This window comes from Pseudoalteromonas luteoviolacea NCIMB 1944 (assembly GCF_001625565.1).
Taxonomy (GTDB): domain Bacteria; phylum Pseudomonadota; class Gammaproteobacteria; order Enterobacterales; family Alteromonadaceae; genus Pseudoalteromonas; species Pseudoalteromonas luteoviolacea_F.
Genome location: NZ_AUXS01000013.1, coordinates 171220 through 193183 on the forward strand (window position 1 = coordinate 171220; position 21964 = coordinate 193183).

General features: G+C 46.6%; 2 protein-coding genes. Both read left to right on the forward strand.

Translation table 11 applies throughout. The annotated features are described in order from the left end of the window. Positions 1-2 precede the first annotated feature (2 nt). Positions 3-9896, forward strand: a complete 9894-nt coding sequence (locus N483_RS02700) for a non-ribosomal peptide synthetase (protein ID WP_023400717.1) — start codon at positions 3-5, stop codon at positions 9894-9896. Next, entirely contained in the window at positions 9893-21964 is a 12072-nt protein-coding gene (locus N483_RS02705; protein ID WP_023400716.1) for a non-ribosomal peptide synthetase, read from the forward strand. Before N483_RS02700 ends, N483_RS02705 begins: the two co-directional genes overlap by 4 nt.

Genomic DNA, 21964 nt, shown 5'->3' on the forward strand with positions numbered 1-21964 from the left:
AAATGGAAAATTCAGCGATTAAAACTTTGTTGGCCGAGTTGGATGGCCAAGGTATTTTTTTATATGTACAAGATGGGCGTTTAAAGCTCAGAAGTCGGCACAGTGACATTCCGGCACAAAAGTTAGCGCTGATAAAAGAGCACAAGCAAGCACTTATTGCCTACATGCAGCGGCATCATCAAAAGTTAGGTAAATTATCTCGATCTCAGCAACGGATTTGGTTTATCGAGCAATATGAAGCACATTTATGTGCGTACAATATGGCTGGGCTCTTGCGGTTATCAAAAGCCTATAGTGTAGAGCAGGTTGAGCTGGCAATTAATACAGTATTGCAGCGCCATGATGTGCTGCGAAGTCAATTTAAACAGCAAGGAGATGAGGTTGTACAGCTGGTTAACCCAGATGCCAAGCTGACCTTACAACAACAGGATGCGCCTGAGGCAGACGATTTTGCATCTGTGTCATCTTTGATACAAGACGAGCTGGCATATCAATTTGACTTAGAACATGATTTACTGGTTCGAGCACGTTTACTGGTAGATCATGGACAAGGTCACTGGCTATATGTATGTATGCACCATATTGTCGCTGATGGCTGGTCTATTCGCCTATTTACCCAATCTCTCGTTGACGAATTAGCGGGTTTGGTAAGTGAGCCTATGAGCATGCAGTATTTGGATTTTGTCCATTGGGAAAACAAGTACCAGCAAAGTGATGAATATCAGCAACAGCTCAACTATTGGCAGCAAAAACTGGCTGGCTTTGAAGTATTCGAATTACCGACTAGCCGCCCTAGAAGTGTCCACAAAGAATATCTCGGTGCGCATGCTGAGGTGTTGATCCCACAACCAAAAGCTGAGCGCTTTAGCGCGCTTTGCCAGCGATTAGGCGTGACACAATTTGCAGGTTTTTTAGGGTTATTTTACCTACTTCTACACCGCTATGGACAAGCAAAAGATATCACCCTTGGAGTCCCTGTTTTGAACCGCATCCGACCTGAGTTTGAGGGGATAGTAGGGTGCTTCATCAATACATTACCATTGCGTTTAACTCTGACTGAGCATTTATCTCTGCAACAAGTTTTAACCGCGACTCACGAATTAGTTAAAGAGGGATTACAATATCAAAGTGTTGCCGTTGAAGAGATCATCGACGCGCTAGATATTGCGAAATCCACCGCACACTCGGCATTATTTCAGATTCTTTTTAACTACAATGGCATTACTGGTCACACCGTTGGCAACGACACCGTAAACAGTGAACTGTTTGCACTTGATAATCACACCGCAAAGTTTGATCTCACTTTAAATGTGAGCGACTGTGCAGAGGGTGTGCAGTTTAGTTTTGATTATGCAAAACACTTATTTGATCCGCGATTTATTGAACAGCTGAGTGAAGACTACGTCGCTTTGCTCGATGTAGCGTGTGACTCATCACAGCAAGTGAGTAGTCAAGTTGTATTACACTCCACCGCAACAAGCCTAGTTTCAGTACCCCCCCTCAATGGCAGGGAGCAATTTTCAGGTACTGTATTAGATGCACTTTATCAAAATGCCCAGGAATACAGCGAACACACGGCCTTGATCGAGCCGAGTCGATCATTTGATCAACAGCGCACTTCGGTGACATATGCAGCCTTGATCTCGCAGCTAGAAGACGTCGCAGCGAGGTTACATAGTAGACATCAGCAAACTTCTACCCCAATCACCTTGTTGGTGAACAGGAGTATTCAAAGTTTCGTTTGGATGTTGGGCGCGATGCGCGCAGGGGTCGCCTATTTGCCCATTGATGATGCGACACCAGTTGCGCGGGTCGCGGAGATCATGGCTCAGGCAGACAGTCAGCTGTTATTGTGTGCCAGTGAGCACTTGCCAGATATGCAGCCTCTTAAAAATAAAGGGGTAGATGTTTTAGATACCAATGCCCTGCATGAATTGAGTTTCGCTCAGGGCTTGCCAGCCATGCCGTTGAATTCGGATCTCGCTTATGTGATGTTTACTTCAGGCAGTACAGGCAGCCCTAAGGGGGTGGTGATTTCGCATCATGCGCTGGTTAATTATGTCTCAGGTGTATCAGAGCGTATTCATTTCGATCAACACACCTGCTCGGCTGTTGTGACGGGATTAGCAACTGACTTAGGTCTGACTGGCATCTTCCCCGTGTTATCTGGCGGGGGCTGTGTGGTGCTGTGTGATAGCGTTGAGCCCGAGCAGCTGGTACAAACTTGTGTCGCACATAACGTAAATTTGGTCAAATTAACTCCCTCTTTGGCTAACGCGCTGCTTCCTTGGTTGCAGACTTCAAAACCTGCAATATCTCAGTGGGTGTTAGGCGGGGAGTCACTCACAGGGACATTGACGCAACAGCTACAATCTTTGAATAAAGAAGCGAAGATTTTCAATCATTATGGGCCGACGGAAGCTTGTATTGGTGTCTGTGTCTATGAGGTATTAGAGCACCGCGAAACACTATGTATCCCAATTGGTAAACCATTTAAACATGTGCAATTTGCTGTTTTGGATCCACAGCAGCAGGCAGTGCCAAAAGGTGTGCCTGGCGAGTTATATATTGCAGGAGATAGTCTCGCAAATGAGTATATCAATGCGCCGTTAGAAACGGCCAAGGCTTTCGTATCTTTACCCTGTGATGCGGAACGCCAGAGCCGTTATTATCGGACTGGTGACTGCGTAAAGCTCAATTTTGACGGCCAGCTTGAATTTGTTGGACGGTTCGACAAACAACCTAAAATTAATGGTTTTAGGGTAGATATTGCTGAAATTGAAAGCAAGTTGCAATCTCTCGATGATGTGCAGTTGGCTGCGGTAATTTGCCGTGAAGTGGCCCAACAAAATACTTTGGTAGGCTATTTTGTTACGAATGCTATGGAAACAGACTTAGCTCAGTGCGAACAGCAAATTCGTCAGCAGCTCAAAGCCTGTTTACCAGCATACATGATCCCAGCGTATCTAATTCACCAACCCTCTTTACCAAAACTCAGTAGTGGCAAAATTGACCGTAAACAACTTCAACATCGACAGCTTGTGGTCGCTGTACCGACGCGTCAGCCAGAGAGTGTTTTGCACCATCAGCTCATCAGTATTTTTGCATCACTGACTGGTTGCACTGGTGTTGGTATCGACCATAGTTTCTTTGCAATTGGCGGCCATTCATTGCTTGCAATGCGCTTACTCAATGAGATCAAAGCGCAGTGCGGCGTGTCGCTCAGTTTGAAGCAAATTTTTGCCAACCCAAGTGTGGCTGAGCTGGCCATGTGTATTGAGGCACAAGATACTTCAATAGATATCGCACCTTTGCATCACGTACCTGATCAAACTCAATCCCCGCTTTCTTTTGCACAGCAGCGGATTTGGTTCATTGACCGAATGCAAGGCCACAGCGAGCAATATAATCTGCAAGGTGTTTATAAACTTGCGGGTGAACTAGACCACCAGCGCCTTGAATGTGCGTTTAGGTCCGTCATACATGGCCATACGATGTTACGCTTTACGTTTCATCAGGATGAACAGGGCGAGGCTTATCAAAAAGACAATATAGCTCGTGAATTCTCACTTCATTATCAGGACATATCGACCCTTGTTACTGAGGATCAGCAAGCGAGTATCGACAAATTTATTCGAGCAGATGCACAGCAAAGTTTTGACTTAGGGCGTGATTTAATGCTGCGAGCTGCACTGCTGAGATTAAACCGCAACGAACATGTGTTGCTGATCACCATGCACCACATCGTCTCCGACGGCTGGTCAATTGCGGTATTGGCAGAGGCATTGAGCCAAGCATATCAAGGGGGAACAGAGCAGTGCGAGCAGCGACCTGAACACAGCTATATTGACTATATTGATTGGCAGCAGCGTTTATCTCAAACTGAGCTGTGGCAACAAAGTTTAAATTATTGGCGCGATGAGTTAAAAGATCTGCCTCAGTTACATTCACTGCCAACAGATAGGGCGAGACAAAACAATGTGATTCAAGGGGGTGAGTTAGCCTGCTTTGAGATACCACGGCGATTACGAGAGGATGTAGGCTCATTTTGTCAGCGCACCAACAGCACATTGTTCCAAGTACTCAAAACGACATTTAGCCTGTGGATGAGCAGAGCACAACAGCAGCGTGATATTGTTTTAGCAACACCTGTCTCAGGGAGAGAGCTAAAAGCGTTTGAGCCGCTGATAGGCAACTTTATTAATACTCTGGTATTGAGGGACATATTCACCCCAGAGACGCAATTTGACGCAGCATTGGCGGCAAGTAAGGAGCAGTTTTTAGAAGCGCAAGCGCATCAAATGGTGCCCTTCGATGTATTAGTAGAAGCGCTAGATGTGCCTCGTAGCCTTTCGATTCATCCACTGGCTCAAGTCGTTTTTCGAGTCAACAACGAGGTGAATGAAGTATTACAGCTGCAAGGGTTAGATATCCAATTACTGCCACAAGGCCCGCGCAGTGCCAAATTAGATTTGGAAGTGAGTATTATAGACGGGCAGCAACAATGCAGTATTGAATGGCTTTATGATACTGCGCTGTGGGATAGTGCCAGTATTGAAGCTTTCCACCAGCAATACCTCTACATATTGCGCCAATGTATTGAGCAGCCAAGTATTGCATTGTCGCAATTAGCACTATGGGATGATGATGCGCAGCAAAAATTTGTTCGTGCGACTGCACCCATTGAATTAGTAGACCCGACGGTGTCTTCGTGGGCGACTCAGTTTTCAAAAATAGCAGCTCAGCTTCCCAATAACACCGCTATCAGCTTTGCTGAGCAAAACTGGAGTTACGCCAAAGTTGAGCAAATTGCGAATCAGTTGGCGCACTGTTTATTAGAAATGGCGTTTGAGCCGCAAACTCGCATTGCATTAGCGCTGCCAGCTGGACCTTTGGTACCAATTGCCATGTTAGGCGTGCTTAAAGCCAATCATGTTTATGTGCCATTGCACCATGAAACGCCATCCCAAACCTTGCAGCATATTTTTTCAGATGCCGATGTGATGTTGACTTTAGCGCTCAGCGAGGATGCAGAAAGGCTCATTGAAGCGGGTAGCGACTTTTTATTGCTTGACGATGCACTAGAGCAAGAGTCACTACTCTCAGCCTACCCAAGTAGCGCACCAAGCGAGGCGGATTTACCTCCATGTGAAGAACCAATAGCGACACAGTGTTGTTACATCATCTATACCTCAGGATCGACAGGGCAGCCCAAAGGCGTACCCATTAGTCACGGTAATTTGCATGGCTATCTACATCATGCCATACGTAACTACGCAACAATGGAGCCTCTCACATGTGTTATGAGCACTCCAATGGCTTTTGACGCAACGGTCACGGCCATCGTCCCAACGCTTGTCAGTGGCGGCGAATTAAGTATTTTGTCGCAAGGAGCGACTCTGATCACGACATTAATAGATAAGCTGTGGTCACCTAGGGCCACTTTATTTAAGCTAACCCCCGCTCATTTGCGAGCTGTATTAACACTGACGAGTGATGCGGCAATTTGTGAAACGGGTCACCGATTAATTGTCGGTGGTGAGGCACTTAGTTCAGATGTGGTGGTTAAGCTGAAAGGGAAGTTGCCTAACATCCATATAGTGAATGAGTATGGCCCTACAGAAACTACTGTGGGAGTCAGTGTTTTTGAGATCCCACCAAGCATGCCTACAGACGTGCTGTCTGAAACTCCTGATGTACCAATCGGTTTACCACTTGATGGTGTAACTATGCTGGTGGTTGATGAATTTGAGCAACCTGCAGCGCGCAATATGCCCGGAGAATTGTTGATAGCAGGCAATATGGTGAGCACAGGCTATTTAAATCAGCCAGAGCTAACGGCCAGCAAGTTTTCAAGGCGAGAGATTATACGGGCCCATCCTCAGCCCGTATATCGCTCTGGAGATCGGGTGAAATGGCGGCTAGATGCGTGCCAAGAGCCTGCTTATCTGCGCTACCTAGGACGTGCCGATGAGCAAATTAAATTGCGAGGGTATCGCATTGATTTAGAGGCTATTGCGGACATTATTTTAGATATTGAAGGGATAGCCGATTGTGTGCTGACGGTAGATGATGCTACGCAAACTTTAGCGGCACATATCATGTGGCAAGATACGCCAAGTATGTCAGAGCGACAATTACGGCATCAGCTTTCAGAGCACCTCCCCGGGTATATGCTGCCCGCCGTATTTAATGTAGTTACTGTGATGCCATTAACGCGAAATGGCAAAGTTGATAAAGCGGCATTAATGGCAGCGCTTGAATTTGAATCGCAACAAAATAAGGACGTTGATACAGCTTCAAGTACACAACAATTACAATTAACGCCTTCGCAGCAAGCGCTACTTGTACTCTATCAGCAAATCTTACCAGCGACTCAAATAGGGTTAGAAGATAGCTTTTTTGAACTTGGCGGCCATTCCTTATTGGCCATCAAACTAATTAGCCAAATTCGCCAACAAATGCAGCTGGATATTACCTTACCTCAATTATTTAAAACCCCGAGTATAGCTGCGCTTGCAGCGGCATTGCCGAAATTTGAAAGGCTCACAGTGGACGATGACATACCAGTTGTTTCACGCACAAAAACACTGCCTTTGTCTTTTTCTCAGCAGCGGTTGTGGCTTATCGATCAATTGCAAAGCGGCAGTGCGCAATATCATATGCCCGCCAGCTTTACTTTTACAGGAGATTTAGACCTGACGGCGTTTGGGGCTGCCTTGAGGAGCGTAATTCAACGCCATGAAGTACTACGGACTATTGTATTGCCAGGCGCCAGTGGAGAATCACCAGAGCAACTAGTCAGAGATCATGTAGAAGTACCGTTGATAGTGGAAGATATCTCAGCACTGGACCCTTCAGAGCAGCAACAGCGAGAAGTTCATATCAAAGCGACGTTATGCCAAAAACCTTTTGATTTGAGTCAGGATGTCATGCTTCGTGTGGTTGTGGTGAAACGGGCTCAAAGGGCGTATTGGGTGCATTTTAATATGCACCATATTGCCAGTGATGGTTGGTCTATGGCGGTATTAGTAAATGAAATTATCGCATTTTATCGCCATCACAGTGGTGAAGATAAGTTTGCACTTGAGCACCATTTGACCCAGCCTCTCGCGGTGCAATATGCCGATTTTGCTCACTGGCAAAGAGGGTTTTACACACCACAAAAACAGCAAGCGGCAATTAACTACTGGCAATCTCAATTAACAGATAGCCCGACTTTACATCAGTTGCCGTTAGATTTCGCTCGCCCTAAGGTTCAGCAATTGGCGGGTAAGCAGTTGACGTTGAGACTCGATACAGCGACCACTCAAGCAATTAAAGCACACTGTCAAAATGAGTCGGTGACTTTATTTATGTGGTTACATAGCGTATTTGCTCTTTTGGTAATGCGCTACAGTGGCGTAAATGACGTGGCAATTGGCTCGCCCGTGGCAGGCCGCGACCAGCGCCAGCTCAGTGATTTAATCGGTTTTTTTGTCAATACAGTTGTTATTCGCGCGCAGGCAGATCACAGGTTAACGTTTAATCAGTGGCTAGCGCAGCAAAAAAAGGTGATCCTGGACGCCTTTGCTCACCAATCACTGCCTTTTGAGCAAGTTGTTGAGGCGCTCAAACCACAGCGAAGTTTAAGTCATCAACCGCTGTTTCAGATTTTATTTGCGCTGCAAAATAACGATGTTGTGGATATGGCGCTTCCGGACCTACATATTGAGGAAGAGTGCGATGATGCGCCTAATATGAAGTTTGACTTAGAGGTGAATGCCACGGAGCAAGGCAAAGAGATTGAGATTGAATGGCGCTACAGTAGTGCGTTATTTACAGAGCATACCATTAAGTCAATGGCTGAGGCATATACCGTGTTGGTGAATGCGGCGCTGTCGAGCTCAGATCAGCCAGTTGGCCGCTTGGCAATTTTAACTGAAGATCAAAAACATAAGCTGACGAAAAAGCCTGAGGCGGCGTGTGAATATGATGTGCCCGTGTGTTTACATGAGCGTTTTGAAAATGTGGCTTATATGCACAAAGACCGTATTGCAGTAACCGACGCATATGGTCAGTCTCTCAACTATGGTGCGCTATGGCAGCGAGCAGGATGTTTTGCGCATCACTTGCTAGAGAATGGCATCACAGCGGGCGATAAATTAGCTGTTTGTTTACCTCCGAATGTGGATATGACTGTGACGCTATTGGCTGTGCTTAGAGCTGGTTGCGCATATGTACCGGTGGACCCAAAACTCCCCGCCGCACGGATGCAATACATTATGCAAGACAGCGGGGCGTCAGGGCTTATCACCAGTGATGGTTTAGTGCGTGAATTGGCCAATTTGTCGGACTCGGTTGCACAGTCTCCATTAACTTTGTTCTCAGTGAGTGACAGTGCAAGTTGGCCTGAAACGGCCAGTCAAGAGGGGTTACCTAGTCCTGATGTTGATGCATTGGCCTACGTAATTTATACCTCGGGTACAACAGGGCAGCCTAAAGGTGTGCAGATCAGTCACCAAAACCTACATTACTATTTATCTTACGCTATTCGTGAGTATACCAATGGCGCATTGAACCGCGCTGTCGTCAGTACTCCGGTTGCTTTTGATGCGACGGTGACATCCCTGTGGGGAGGACTGCTCGCTGGGCTAGGGGTCGAGTTGCTTGAAGACAACGATACCATGTTGGTTGAATTGGCAAAGCGCCTGTTTGGTCAAGAGTCTTGTCTATTCAAAGTAACCCCAGCGCATCTTCAAGGTGCGTTGGAAGTGGCCAAGCGGCTGTCACTTAAACGCCAGTTCAATGCCCAGCACCACGTTATTGTGGGTGGAGAGGTACTCCCGTGTAGTTTGCTGAGCGAGCTAGATACTTTTCTGCCTGAGGTGCAATGGGTAAATGAATACGGTCCGACAGAGGCGACCGTTGGCACGAGTATTTATCGATGCAACAGTAAAACTATTGCGCAGTTGAGAGCAGCCTTAGTACATGACGTGCCCATTGGGCAAGGCATGCCATACAGTCACTGTGTGGTGCTCGATGAATTTCATCAACCAGTGCCAGTTGGTGTGCTAGGAGAATTATATGTTTCAGGAAAGGGTGTGACGGCAGGGTATTTGGGACAGTCACAACTCAATCAAGACAAGTTTGTCAATTTAACGCTCGCTACCTCAAATCGAGAAGAGCGCTTTTATCGCACAGGAGACAAAGCGAAGTGGCAGTGGGAAGCCGCATCTCAGAGTTTGCAGCTTATCTTTTGTGGACGTGTTGATGAACAAGTAAAGCTGCGTGGTTATCGAATTGAATTGAGCGAGATTTCCCATCACTTAAAACAACAAAAAGGGGTGCGAGAAGCACGGGTATTACTCAACGATAAAAGGGATAATTTAGAAGCCTATGTGGTTCTTGAAAGCATGCCAAATGACGTGGAGCAACAACCACAATTACTGGATGAAGTTTGCAGCATGACCTATAGCGAAGGGCTCGCATTACAGTTACCTGCGTATATGTTGCCCCATCGATTTATTCAAGTGCCCCATTTACCTTTGACAGGCAATGGCAAGCTTGATGTTGCGCGACTGCATGCGTGGGCGCAACAATGTCTTGAAACGCAAAGCATTATCGCACCGAGCACTGAGTTGGAAAGCGCGTTACATACAATATTTGCTCAAGTATTGAACGTTGAAACATTTGGCATCACAGATAACTTTTTCACCCTTGGTGGTCATTCACTATTAGCCGCACAATGTGTCGGTTTAATGCAGGAGCAGTTGAATATTGCTATGCCGATGCAAGTCTTGTTTGAACGGCCGACCATTGCCGCTTTGACCAAGTGGGTCAGGATCCATACTGCTTATGAGCAAACTCAACGTACTGATAACGAAAGTGATTCGTCAGAGGAGATGTTCCTGTGATAAACGCTCAGCTACAAGAGATAGAAGATTTGATCACACAAGCGCTGGATGCAGGCGTCACCTTGTATGAAAAAGATGGCAAGTTAGCGTTTCGTCAACAGCAGGGGTTTCCCGAACAATTAAAAGCCAAGGTGGTTGCTAATAAAGCCAATTTAGTTGCGTATTTTCAGAAACAAGCACAAAAAGACGCAGTCATAGCGCCTGAACAGATCCCGCTGGCGGATCGCAGAGGACGCTTGCCACTCAGTTTTGCCCAAGAGGGGTTGTGGTTTATTGAGCAGCTTCAAGGTGGCCGACAGTACTATATGCCCGCCTCTTTTTGCTTAACTGGTATGCTCAATATAGATGCGATGAAAAACGCCATTGAGTCAGTAATACAGCGACATGAGATCTTACGTTGCCGCTTTGTTGCAGGGCCTGAATCCAATGGTAAACCCTATCTTGTTATCCAAGATACGGATAGTGTTCCGCTCGAATATGTGGACATGGAGCACCTCACTGCGTCAGACAAAGAGGGCCACATAGATGCACATATAAAGGCGTTTTGTGAGCGACCATTTAAGCTCGATAAAGACTGTTTGATCCGAGTTTTGGTGGTGTCTGATGCGCAGCAGCACACACTTTTTTTTAATATGCATCATATTGTCTCCGATGGTGCCTCTATGGCTAATTTAGTCGCAGAAATTGCAGCCATCTACAATGCCAATGTAAGCAATGCATCACCTGAGTTACCGACCCTTGAACGGCAATACCTCGACTATGCTGCGTGGCAACAAACACATTTAAGTGACAATCACTTTATCCCGCATATCAACTACTTCAAATCGCAGTTAGCTGGACTAGAGCCGCTGCAATCTTTGCCAAGTGATAAGCCGAGGCAAGCGATACAAACTGATCGCGGGGCGAGGTATATTCAGCATTTGCCCGAGTCATTGAGTCAGCGAATTATCGCCGAGTCAGCGGCGCAGCAAAGTTCGTTGTTTATGTGGCTGATAAGCAGCTTTATGCTGTTTGTTGCGCGCATAAATCAGCAGTCAAACGTGGTTGTTGGCACACCTGTATTAGGGCGCGATCATCCGGAGTTTGAGCACCTTATAGGGATGTTCGTTAATACTCTGGTGATGCACGCTAAAATTGACAGTGAACTGTCATGTGAGCAGTGGTTTGCCGAGCAAAAAGCGCGAAATTTGGCTTCGCTAGAGTATCGGGCTCTGCCCTTTGACAAATTGGTAGAACAGCTCGGTCAAAGCCGAGATTTGAGCCACCATCCGCTGGTACAAATTTTGTTTTCACTGACTCAAACTCAGCCAAGCCCGCTTGAGCTGAACGGCCTTAAAGTCAGTGAGTCCAAAGAAAGTAATGCACAGTCTATTGCAGTAAAGTGCGACTTGGAGCTACATGCCCAGTTAGATGGCCAAGTGCTGTGCTTAAATTGGAAGTATGACAGCGATTTATTCCACTTTGAGACCATTCAAAATTGGGCGAACAGCTTTGCTGTGATGTTAGAGGCTATTTTGCACAATCCGACTATGGCTGTCGGATCGCTGCCACTGCTAGACACGCAACATATACAAAAGTTATTGTCTCAGACGCAATGTCATGAGGTGAGTTGGCCACAAGATCACAGCATAGTGTCACTTTTTGATGATCAAGTTATGCGCTGTTCAGAGCGCATTGCCATTACCGACGGCAAGCATGCTCTCACTTATAGTGAACTTGGTCTGCGAGTTAACGCCCTTGCCAGTGCCATAGTAGCGCAAGGTGTGCAGTCTCAGCAGCTACTGCCTGTGAGTATGGTACGCAGCAATGAGATGGTGATCGCTTTACTTGCCATTTTAAAAGTGGGTGGGGCCTATGTGCCGATTGACCCCAGTTACCCTCAAGAGAGAATTGATTACATCTTGACCGATGTAGGCAGCGAGTTATTACTGTGTGACAGGCATACTGCTGTGCAGTTTTCCCAAGTCGACGTAACATGTGTAGTCGTTGAAGATGCGATTGCTGAATATTTAAACTGTCGCTTCGACGCACCGGTAATTAAGCCTGAGCAACTTGCGTATGTCATTTATACCTCTGGCACAACAGGTAAGCCAAAAGGGGTGCAAATAGAGCACCGTCACGTGGTTCGCTTGCTGTTCACAGAACCTAGTTTATTTGATTTCAATGAACAAGATGTATGGAGCTTGTTTCACTCTTTTTGCTTTGATTTTTCTGTGTGGGAAATGTATGGCGCACTGCTGTTTGGCGCAAAGCTGGTGGTGGTAGATAAGGCAACAGCTAAAGATACCCAAGCGTTTGCTCAGCTATTGTTAAAAGAACAAGTCAGTGTTTTAAATCAAACCCCAAGTGCGTTTTATGTACTGCAAAGTTGTATGCAAAGAATGCTGGGTAAAACAGGTCAGACAGCGGCAGTTCGCTATGTCATTTTTGGTGGTGAGGCACTACAACCAAGTAAAATTAGACCGTGGCGTACACTGTTACCTAGTTGCCAGTTGATCAACATGTATGGGATCACCGAAACCACAGTACATGTGACTTTTAAGCGATTAAGTGACGATGACCTAACACTTGGACAAAGCAATATTGGTCAGCCAATTTACACCACATCCTGCTATGTATTAGATGATAAACAGCGACTCTTGCCTCAGGGGGCTGTTGGCGAGCTATATGTTGGTGGAGAAGGAGTTGCACGAGGTTATTGGCAACGTCCAGAGCTGAATCAGGCGAGATTTTCTGAGCTGAGTCTAGCCGCAGGGCACAACGAGCGACTCTACCGTTCGGGAGATTTAGTACGCTTATCGCCAAACGGTGAAATGACGTACATTGGTCGAATAGACGATCAAGTAAAAGTCAGAGGTTATCGTATTGAGTTAGGGGAAATAGAAAATCAGCTGAGGTTGCACCCGTGGGTTGATGAGGTGGTAGTAATACTTAATCAGCACCCTGTGCAAGGCGCTTATATCGCAGCATTTATTACCGAACATCAAGGTGCTGAGTTTATTGATTTAAGGTCTGAGTTAACTGCTTTTCTAAAAGAGACGCTACCTGATTTTATGCTGCCGACGACCTTGTCGTCGTTACCGAGTATTCCACTGACAGCCAATGGCAAGGTGGATAAAAAAGCATTGCGAGCGCAGCATCAATGGGAAGGCAGCAAAGTTGAATTTGAGGTGCCAGTTACTGAAGTGCAATGTCAAGTCGCAGCGGCTTTCAAATCAGTGTTGCAATGCCCGCAAACTATCGGGTTACACGATGACTTTTTCACCTTAGGTGGTCACTCTTTGCTTGCCGTTGAGTTGAGCCATTGTTTGCAGTCACAGTATGCACTGGATGTATCACTGAGCGATATTTTTCAATATCCGAGTGTCAAAGCTCTGGCCAATTCGGTCAACGAAAAGTCATTGTCGTCTCACAAAGCTGAGATAACAATATCGCCTACACATCAAACAACCGGGCCTTTATCTTTTGCGCAGCAACGTCTATGGGCGTTAGATAGCTTGCAAGGAAGGTCACATAACCACGCTTTATATCATGTGCCTATGTCATTCTCACTGCAAGGTGAATTGGATATTCCCGCTTTTGAGCAGGCCTGGCGACAGGTATTAGAGCAACACCCTATATTAAGAACCGTACTGATTGTGGACCAAGCCGGCGTACCGAGGCAGGCCGTTCAGCCATGCAGCAAAAGCCCGGTGAGTGTGCGTGATGTTAGTGGCCAAACACCACAGCAAATTGAGGTGGCTTGGCTGAAATTGCAGCGTGATGATAGTCAATGTGCTTTTAATTTAGAGCAAGATCTGATGCTTAGGGTGTTGCTACTGAAAATAGCACCTACTCAATATAAGTTGCGTATTAATTTGCACCACATAGCCTGTGATGCACAGTCTTTACGCCGCCTTGTTTTAGATCTTGCCCAAGCATATCAACAGGCACGAGGAGGAAGTAAGCTGGCTGTCAGCATGGAAAACGAAGCTGTGCTTACATACTTGGATTATGCGGCTTGGCAAAGAGCGCATTTGCAAGGTCTCGCTGGTGAGTCACATAGAGAGTTTTGGCAAGCGCATTTGGCTGGGGCTCCTAAAGTTCATAGCTTGGCACTCGATGGGGCAAGAAACAGCCAATCATTGCAGCTGGGTGCTCAATATGAGAGTTATTTTGACACATCGCTGTGCCAACAGATAACTGCCCAGTGCCAATCATTGGGAATAAGCCACTTTATGTGGTTGCACACGTTATTCTCTTTGTGTGTTGCGCGTATTAGCCAGGTTTCTGATGTGGTTATTGGTTCGCCGTTTTCTGGCCGCGAGAATGCACAGCTGAAGCATATCGTTGGCTTTTTCATTAATGTTCTGCCTATCCGCACCCAGTTTACTGAGAAAATGTCTTTACACGATGTGCTGGTGCAACAAAAAGCGCACATATTAGCGGTTCACACTCATCAATCGTTACCATTTGAGCAAATCGTGGAATTGTGTGAGCAACGTAAAGATTTAAGTCACCACAGCCTGTTTCAAATTAGTTTCGCTTTTGACCCCAAAGAGGACAGTCAGTTATTGTTGGATGGACTTGAGGTCTGTTCACTTGACCAGCCGCAAACGCACGCGAAGTTTGAATTAGAACTGACATGCAGCGAACAGCTTGATGGGATCCGATTGAATTGGGTATTTGATTCCGAGCTATTCAATCTCAGTAGCATAAAAAACTTAGCTGATGCGTTTACGACTTTCGTGCAGTCGGCAGTGACAGACATCACGCAGCCTGTTGTTGATATTCCTTTAGTGGCGCATGAACGCTGGCGCGAGCATATGCTTTGTGGAGAGAACCATGCAATCAATTCACCTTGTATTTTAACGCCACTTTGGGCGCATCAAAATTCTCAATTGGCCGACAAAGTCGCGTTAATTGACCCACAAGGCAGTAGCACGAGCTATGGTGAATTACTGTGTTTTGCAGATCAGTTGGCAGCTTATTTAGTGGCTGCTGGGCTGCAAACACAAGAGCGAGTTATGGTGTGCTTACCAGCAGGTAGTATGTGGGTCAAGGCGATGTTGGCAGTGATGAGAGCTGAAGCTTGCTATGTACCTGTTGACCCAGAGTACCCCTTAGAACGACTCCGTTACATTGCTCAGGATAGTCGATGTAAGTTTGTACTTACAAATTCCGAATGTTCCGAACTGTTGGAGCGTTCTGGTATTGAAACAAAGGCGCTTATCAATTTAGATGCTTTGAATTTAGACGCTTTTAAAGAATGCGCGTCGCGACCACTGCCAACTAATGCAGAGCAACTTGCCTATGTGATTTACACCTCTGGCACAACTGGTCGGCCTAAAGGGGTGATGAATAAACATCGAGGTTTGATGAACCTGTGCCAGTGGCATCAGCGCACCTTTATGGTGAACGCACAATCGGTCTCGACACAGACAGCCAGTGTCGCGTTTGACGCTGCAGCTTGGGAGGTGTGGCCCTATCTGGTATCGGGCGCGACCTTGTTGTTCGTAGCAAAAGCAAACTACAGTGACGCACGCTTGATGACTCAAACTATGGATGAGTACGGCGTAACACATAGCTTTTTGGCGACCCCAGTAGCACAAGCTGTGATGGCGGACCACGAGTTTTCACCTAAAACCTTGCGTTATTTGCTGGTCGGTGGCGATAAACTGGGCCAAGTTGATATGACTCGATACGGTTTTAACCTCGTCAATAATTATGGCCCTACCGAAAGTGCCGTAGTAACGACATCAGGGATAGTTGACCCCAGTTTAGATGTGCCAGATATAGGCCTGCCGATTGATAACACGCAATTGTTGATCCTCAATGAACAGCAACAACAACAGCCAGCAGGGGCCATTGGTGAGCTATATATAGCAGGCGCCAGTCTAGCGAGTGGCTATCTAAATCGTCAGGACTTAACGGATGAACGTTTTGAACTGTGGACTGCGCCCAATGGTGAGACGTTGCGTGTTTATCGCAGTGGTGATCTAGTTCGACAGCTTGCCTGTGGGCGTATTGCTTATGTTGGGCGCAATGATGACCAAGTGAAGTTACGCGGTTACCGTATCGAGCTCGATGAGATCACGGCACAGCTCAGTAAATTGCCAAGCATAGAGCAGGCGACGGTAATGCTGTGTGATGATGACGGTGCCCGACCTCGACTTATCGCATTTGTGACGCAAACGGGCCAATTGCAAGAGCGAGCTTTGACCACCGAGTTAGAAACTCGGTTGAGACAGGTGTTGCCAGCACACATGCTGCCCAGTGAATACGTACTGCTGGCTAATATGCCGCTGACTTCCCACGGCAAACTTGATAAAGGCGCACTGCGCGCCCGAGTTGGCAAGATGGCCACTTTGCCAGCTGCTTCTCAGAAGCAAACTACAGCTTCAGCGCATAGCGATATTCTGCTTAGTATCTACCGGGAACTACTCAAACGCCCCACACTCGGTTTGGAAGATGACTTCTTTGCTATGGGTGGAGATTCTATCCTCAGTATTCAGATTGCCACCCGGGCCCGAGCTCAGGGGGTTGAACTGGCTGTTTCAGATGTATTCACTTATCCCAGTGTGGCGCAATTGAGCGCCCATATTGGTCAGAGCCAAACATTAAATGATGTTCAATCAAACTATGTGGCCAGTTGTGGAACAGCCATCTTGCTGCCTGCACAGCAGTGGTTTTTTGAGCAGCAGTTTGAAGAGCCGACCCATTGGAACCAAGCTGTGATGTTGGGGTTAGACAAAGGCATTGAAGCAAGCCAATTAAGTGCAGTTATCACGGCTTTAATTTCACGCCATGATAGCTTGAGGTTAGTTGTGGATCACCCTCGTAGTGAGACCATGTATTTTAGTGAGCATGTATCAGCGGCTTCCTTATTGCACGTGTCGGATTTAAGTAATGCTTCCCATTGGCAAGGTGAATTGCAGCGTTTATGTGAGCAGTATCAGCAGAGTTTATGTTTTAACGGTGAACCATTAATTCGCTTCCTATTTGTTAGAAGTGGGCTCCACAGCGACCAAAATCGCTTGTGTATCATTGCACACCACTTGTTAATTGATGGTGTGTCATGGCGTATTTTACTGGAAGATTTATCTCAGGGGCTTTTGGCGAGTAGTAATGGACAAACAATCATGTTGCCTTGTCCGCCCGTTAGTCTTCAACAGGTAGCCGAGGCATTTGTAGATCATGCTAAGTACGTAGCAAACAGTACTGATTGGCAGTTTGCCGTGCAAGCGGCGCGAGCGCAGACGCTATTTGAGATAGATACGCCAATAGCAAAACAATACATCTTGGGTAAACAGCAATTGAAGCTGTCTAGTTCGATGACTCAAGCCTTGCTGACCCACGCAAATCAGCCTTACGGCACCAATATTCAAGTGCTATTGCTGTCAGCACTGCACTTAACAGTTAATCAGTTGTATGGTGCGCAATCACATGTGATCATGATGGAAGGACATGGCCGTGATATATCGCAAAACAGCATTGATAGCAGTCAAACGCTAGGTTGGATGACAGCTATGTATCCGCTGCATTTGTATGTCAATTCGAGTGCACTCAGCGATATGATATGCAAAGTCAAAGAAACACTGGCTGCAACCCAAGATAAGGCCAGTGATTTTGGCGCTTTACGCTATTTTCATCCTGATCCTGCGGTACGCGAGGCACTGCATCTAGACACCAACGGGCTGATATTTTTCAACTACCTTGGTCAGCTTGACAGTGTGATCCAAACAGGCGGTGTGATCTGTGATGCCGCAGAGTCATCAGGGACATTGATAAGTGCAAACAATCACTGTTTTTATGCCATGCAAATGACCTCTGCCATTCAGAATGCATGTTTATCCATTCAATTTGAGTTTGATACACAAAGGGTGTCGCCAGAGGCAGCAGACGCATTTGTTCAGCAGCTGCACCGTGCCATTGATACGGTGGCTTTACACTGTACGCAACAGCAAGTACGCCATTATACCCAGAGTGACTTCAGTTTATTGCCCGCGTGCTCTGAGAGAAAACTCAATCAGTTGATTGCGAAATATCCGATTGATTCGGTGGAGGATATCTACCCATTGAGCCCATTGCAGCAGGGCATGTGGTTTCAGACTCAATTGGCCAAAGCCACTGATGACTCAGCACGCCCCTACCTTGAACAGTGTTGTTTTACCTTTGCCGGAGAATTTGATTGCGAGGCATTTGTGTATGCTTGGCAACAGGTTATCAAACAACACAGTATTTTGCGCAGTCGCTTTGAGATGGTTGATGGTCAGCCAGTTCAAGTTGTATTGCGTGAAAGTGAACTACCCATTGAAATTGTACCGTGTGAAGGAATCGCAGTAGACGCGCAGGCTGAATATATGAAGGTGAAGGCGCGTCAAGCGTATGACCAAGGACCCATCTTAGATGGTGGTCATAGCATGCGGGTGCAACTCGTGCCCATGTCGGCGCAGCGCGTTGGGTTTATTTGGACTTATCACCATATGATCATGGATGGGTGGTCTTTACCGGTTTTATTTAGCGAGATTTTACGTTTTTATCGGGCGCGGATCGCAGGGTATAGCGCTACCACTCAACAGGATAATTTTGCCGACTTTATTGGTTATATACAGGCGCGCGACATACAAAAAGAAACGCGCTTTTGGCAAAGCTATCTAGCTGAGCTTGATACGCCAATGTTAATCAGCGAGCATTTAAACTCGGGGACAACGTCTACCACAGAGTATATCGAACAGCATGAAGTGCTCAGTGAGTCGCTGTGTAACGCCATTGGACAGAGCGCGGCCGAATTGGGTCTGACATCTAATCATATGATCCAAGGTGTGTTTGCATATTGGCTGAGTGTTTGTTGTGGTCGAAAGGATGTGATGTTTGGGCAGACCATTGCAGGGCGTCCTGCCCAATTGAACAATATGGCGGATAGAGTCGGCCCATACATCAACACTCAAGTGGTCTACACCGAGGTAGACATGCACATGAGTGTGGCGACTTTTTTACAGCAGTTTAAAGAGAACGTGACTGCTTTAAGTGAACACCCTCATACCAGTTTGAGTGACGTGCACCGCTGGAGTCGCATTGACAATAGCCAAGACCTTTTTGATGTACTTTATGTGTTTGAAAACTATCCGACCTCGCCATTGACGCAAGGGCCGGATCTACCTTTTGACATCATTGGTAGTGACTACCGGGATCAAACACACTACCCGCTGACCTTAGTTGTTGGCGGTGAGCAGCAGTTGTCGCTGACTTTGTGTTATCAAAGTAGCTTGCTTACGCGGCGTCACGGCGCGCAATTTGTTGCGATGCTCAGCCACTTGCTGACACAAGTCTGTGCAAACCCACAGCGTAAACTGAAGGAGTTGGCACATTGTCTGACGCCTCAAGGCAACACCGCTTTTGCTACATTTGAGCTAAATTCGGGTCCATTCGAGCCCGCCTCAAACACCTCACATCAAGGTGCACGAGAGCAAACACTACCTGCTGCATTTGCACAAGCGGCTGTGGCATATGGCGATGAAACAGCTATTACATATTTTGCCGACAAGCAAGAGCCCTTTGGTAGTACGCTGAGTTATCGAGAATTGGATAAACGCTCTAACCAGCTTGCCCACTGGCTTGTCGAGCAATTTGGGCATCATTCAGAGCAACCCATTGTGGGCCTTTGTCTCGTGCCGAGCCCTTCGTTGATAGTGGCAATTTTGGGCGTATTAAAAGCGGGGGCGGCCTATGTGCCGATGACTTCGGGCCTTCCTCAACAGCGAAAACAGCAGATTGTCGAGTCGTGCAAAGCCTCCTTGGTTTTGGCTGATCAGGTGATTTGGCAAGCTGAAAATGTACCTTGTTCAACATACTTGCTCGGTGAATTAAATAATTTACTCACGAGTTATTCTGATCTGCCAGTAGAGCGAGAGATCTCAAGTGCAGACTTGGGCTATGTGATTTATACCTCGGGCACAACAGGGGTGCCAAAAGGGGTGATGGTTGAACAGCGTAGTATTTTAAATTACGTAAACTCTTTGTCTGCGCAGTACGGTATTGCGCCGCAAGACAATTACCTCCAGTTTGCCAGCTTTAGCTTTGATGTATTTGCTGAAGAGGTTTTTTGTACGTTGCTCAATGGTGCCACCTTGGTGATCAGTGAACAGTCCCAATTGCTCGATACCCAAAGGCTTTGTCAGTTAACTCATGAGGCTGATATCAGTTTAATGAGTTTACCGACTGCCTACTGGCATCAATTATGTGCGGCCCCACTGCAATTTAACCCAGGCTTGCGACTCATCACCATTGGCGGCGAGCAAATGCAGTTGGCTGCGCTTAAAGCTTGGCAGCAGCACCAGAGCCCAAGTATACGGTTGATAAACGCCTATGGACCAACGGAGACAACTATATCTGCCACCTTGCAAGAAGTTACCCAATGGCAAGATGGTGATATTGCGATTGGGCGGCCTGTGGCAGGATTGCAACTACATGTATTGGATGCTCAACTCAGAGCGGTACCTGACTATGTGGTAGGGGAGCTTTACATTAGTGGTGTCGGTCTAGCGAGAGGGTACTTGGGCGATGAGCAAAAAACCGCTAAAGCGTTTATTTGCCACCCAGTATCCGGATTAAGGCTCTATAAAACGGGCGATCTGGTGAAAGTCAATACGCGTGGCGAAGTGGTCTTTTTAGGTCGTCGTGATGGTCAAGTTAAGGTGCGCGGCTATCGTATTGAGCTCGCTGACATCGAAAGCCAACTTATGACAATTGACGGCATCGCAAGTTGTGCCGTCGTGGTGCGCCAAGATGGCAGTGGCAATGAGCAGTTGGTCGCTTTTGTTGAAAGGCTATCCACATGCCAAGATATGTCACAGGTTACTTCGCAGCTTAGTATTAAGTTACCCAGTTATATGGTGCCTAATATCATCGAGCCGATTGACGCGTTACCGCACACCGCGAGTGGAAAGTTAGATCGTCGAGCTTTGACTGTGCGAGCACAAGCGTTGTCTCTTCACACTAATGCAGTAGAAGCACCACAAAGCACACTCGAAAAACGCATTGCAGCACAATTTGGCCTGTTACTCAAAGTAGACACAGTGGGCTTGGATGATGATTTCTTTGCCCTTGGAGGTCACTCTCTGCTGATCATGCAGTTGGTCGCTGAAATTCAATCTCAACTACACTTAAATGTACCAATCGCGGCGATAATGCAACATAGCTCAGTGAGAAAACTGGCGAGTTATATTGACTCACAGCTGTCTTCTCAGTCGCAGCAAAGCGGTATGCCAAATACGTTGATGTGCCTGCAACACGGTGAAATCGGATTCACACCGCTCGTTGTTATTGCGGGTGCTGGTGGTTTGTTAATGTCGTTCGTCAAACTGGTGAACATGCTAGACAAACGCATACCTGTGTATGGTTTACAACCTGATGCTATTGCCGATAACCCTGAACTGATTGGCAATATTCACTTGACCGCCAAACACTATTTACAAGCGCTGCAGAACCAAACAGAGTTTACTCATGCGCATATTGTTGCACATTCATTTGGCGCATTTATTGGTTACGAATTGGCTCTATTATCACAAAGCAGCGGTTTTACCTGTGATTCCCTGACAATTTTAGATACACCACGGCCAAGCAATGCCACACCAGCTGTGGATGCGCAGCAAATTGATAAATTTATGTTGCAAGACTTGTGTACTTTTTTCTGTATTTCGCCGCGACAAAATGAAATTGAGCACTATATTCAAATGGCTGGAATGGCAAAGTTAGCGATTTTGTCAGAGTGGCTCGCACAAAAAGATGTGCAGATATCAGTGCAGCAGTTAAACAATTTTTATCAAGTTTACAAAGCGCAAGTACTGGCAGATGTGGCGATTGATAAGCCACTGACAAATACAAAAGTCACAGTAATCAAAGCCGAAAACACCACTGAATTTGAGGGGCGAGCAGTGAAATTGGACATGGGCTGGCAGCGCGTGGTGGCGAATTTAGATACGCTGGAAATCACAGGTGATCACCTGTCGATATTGCAAAAGACAACGGATATGAAAGCACTCGTTGAACAGATAGAAGATCACTACATACTGCATAGCAAAATGTAA

Excerpts from the sequence above, each read along its gene's own strand:
- N483_RS02700 (WP_023400717.1), top strand. The coding sequence starts at position 3 with ATGGAAAATTCAGCGATTAAAACTTTGTTGGCCGAGTTGGATGGCCAA.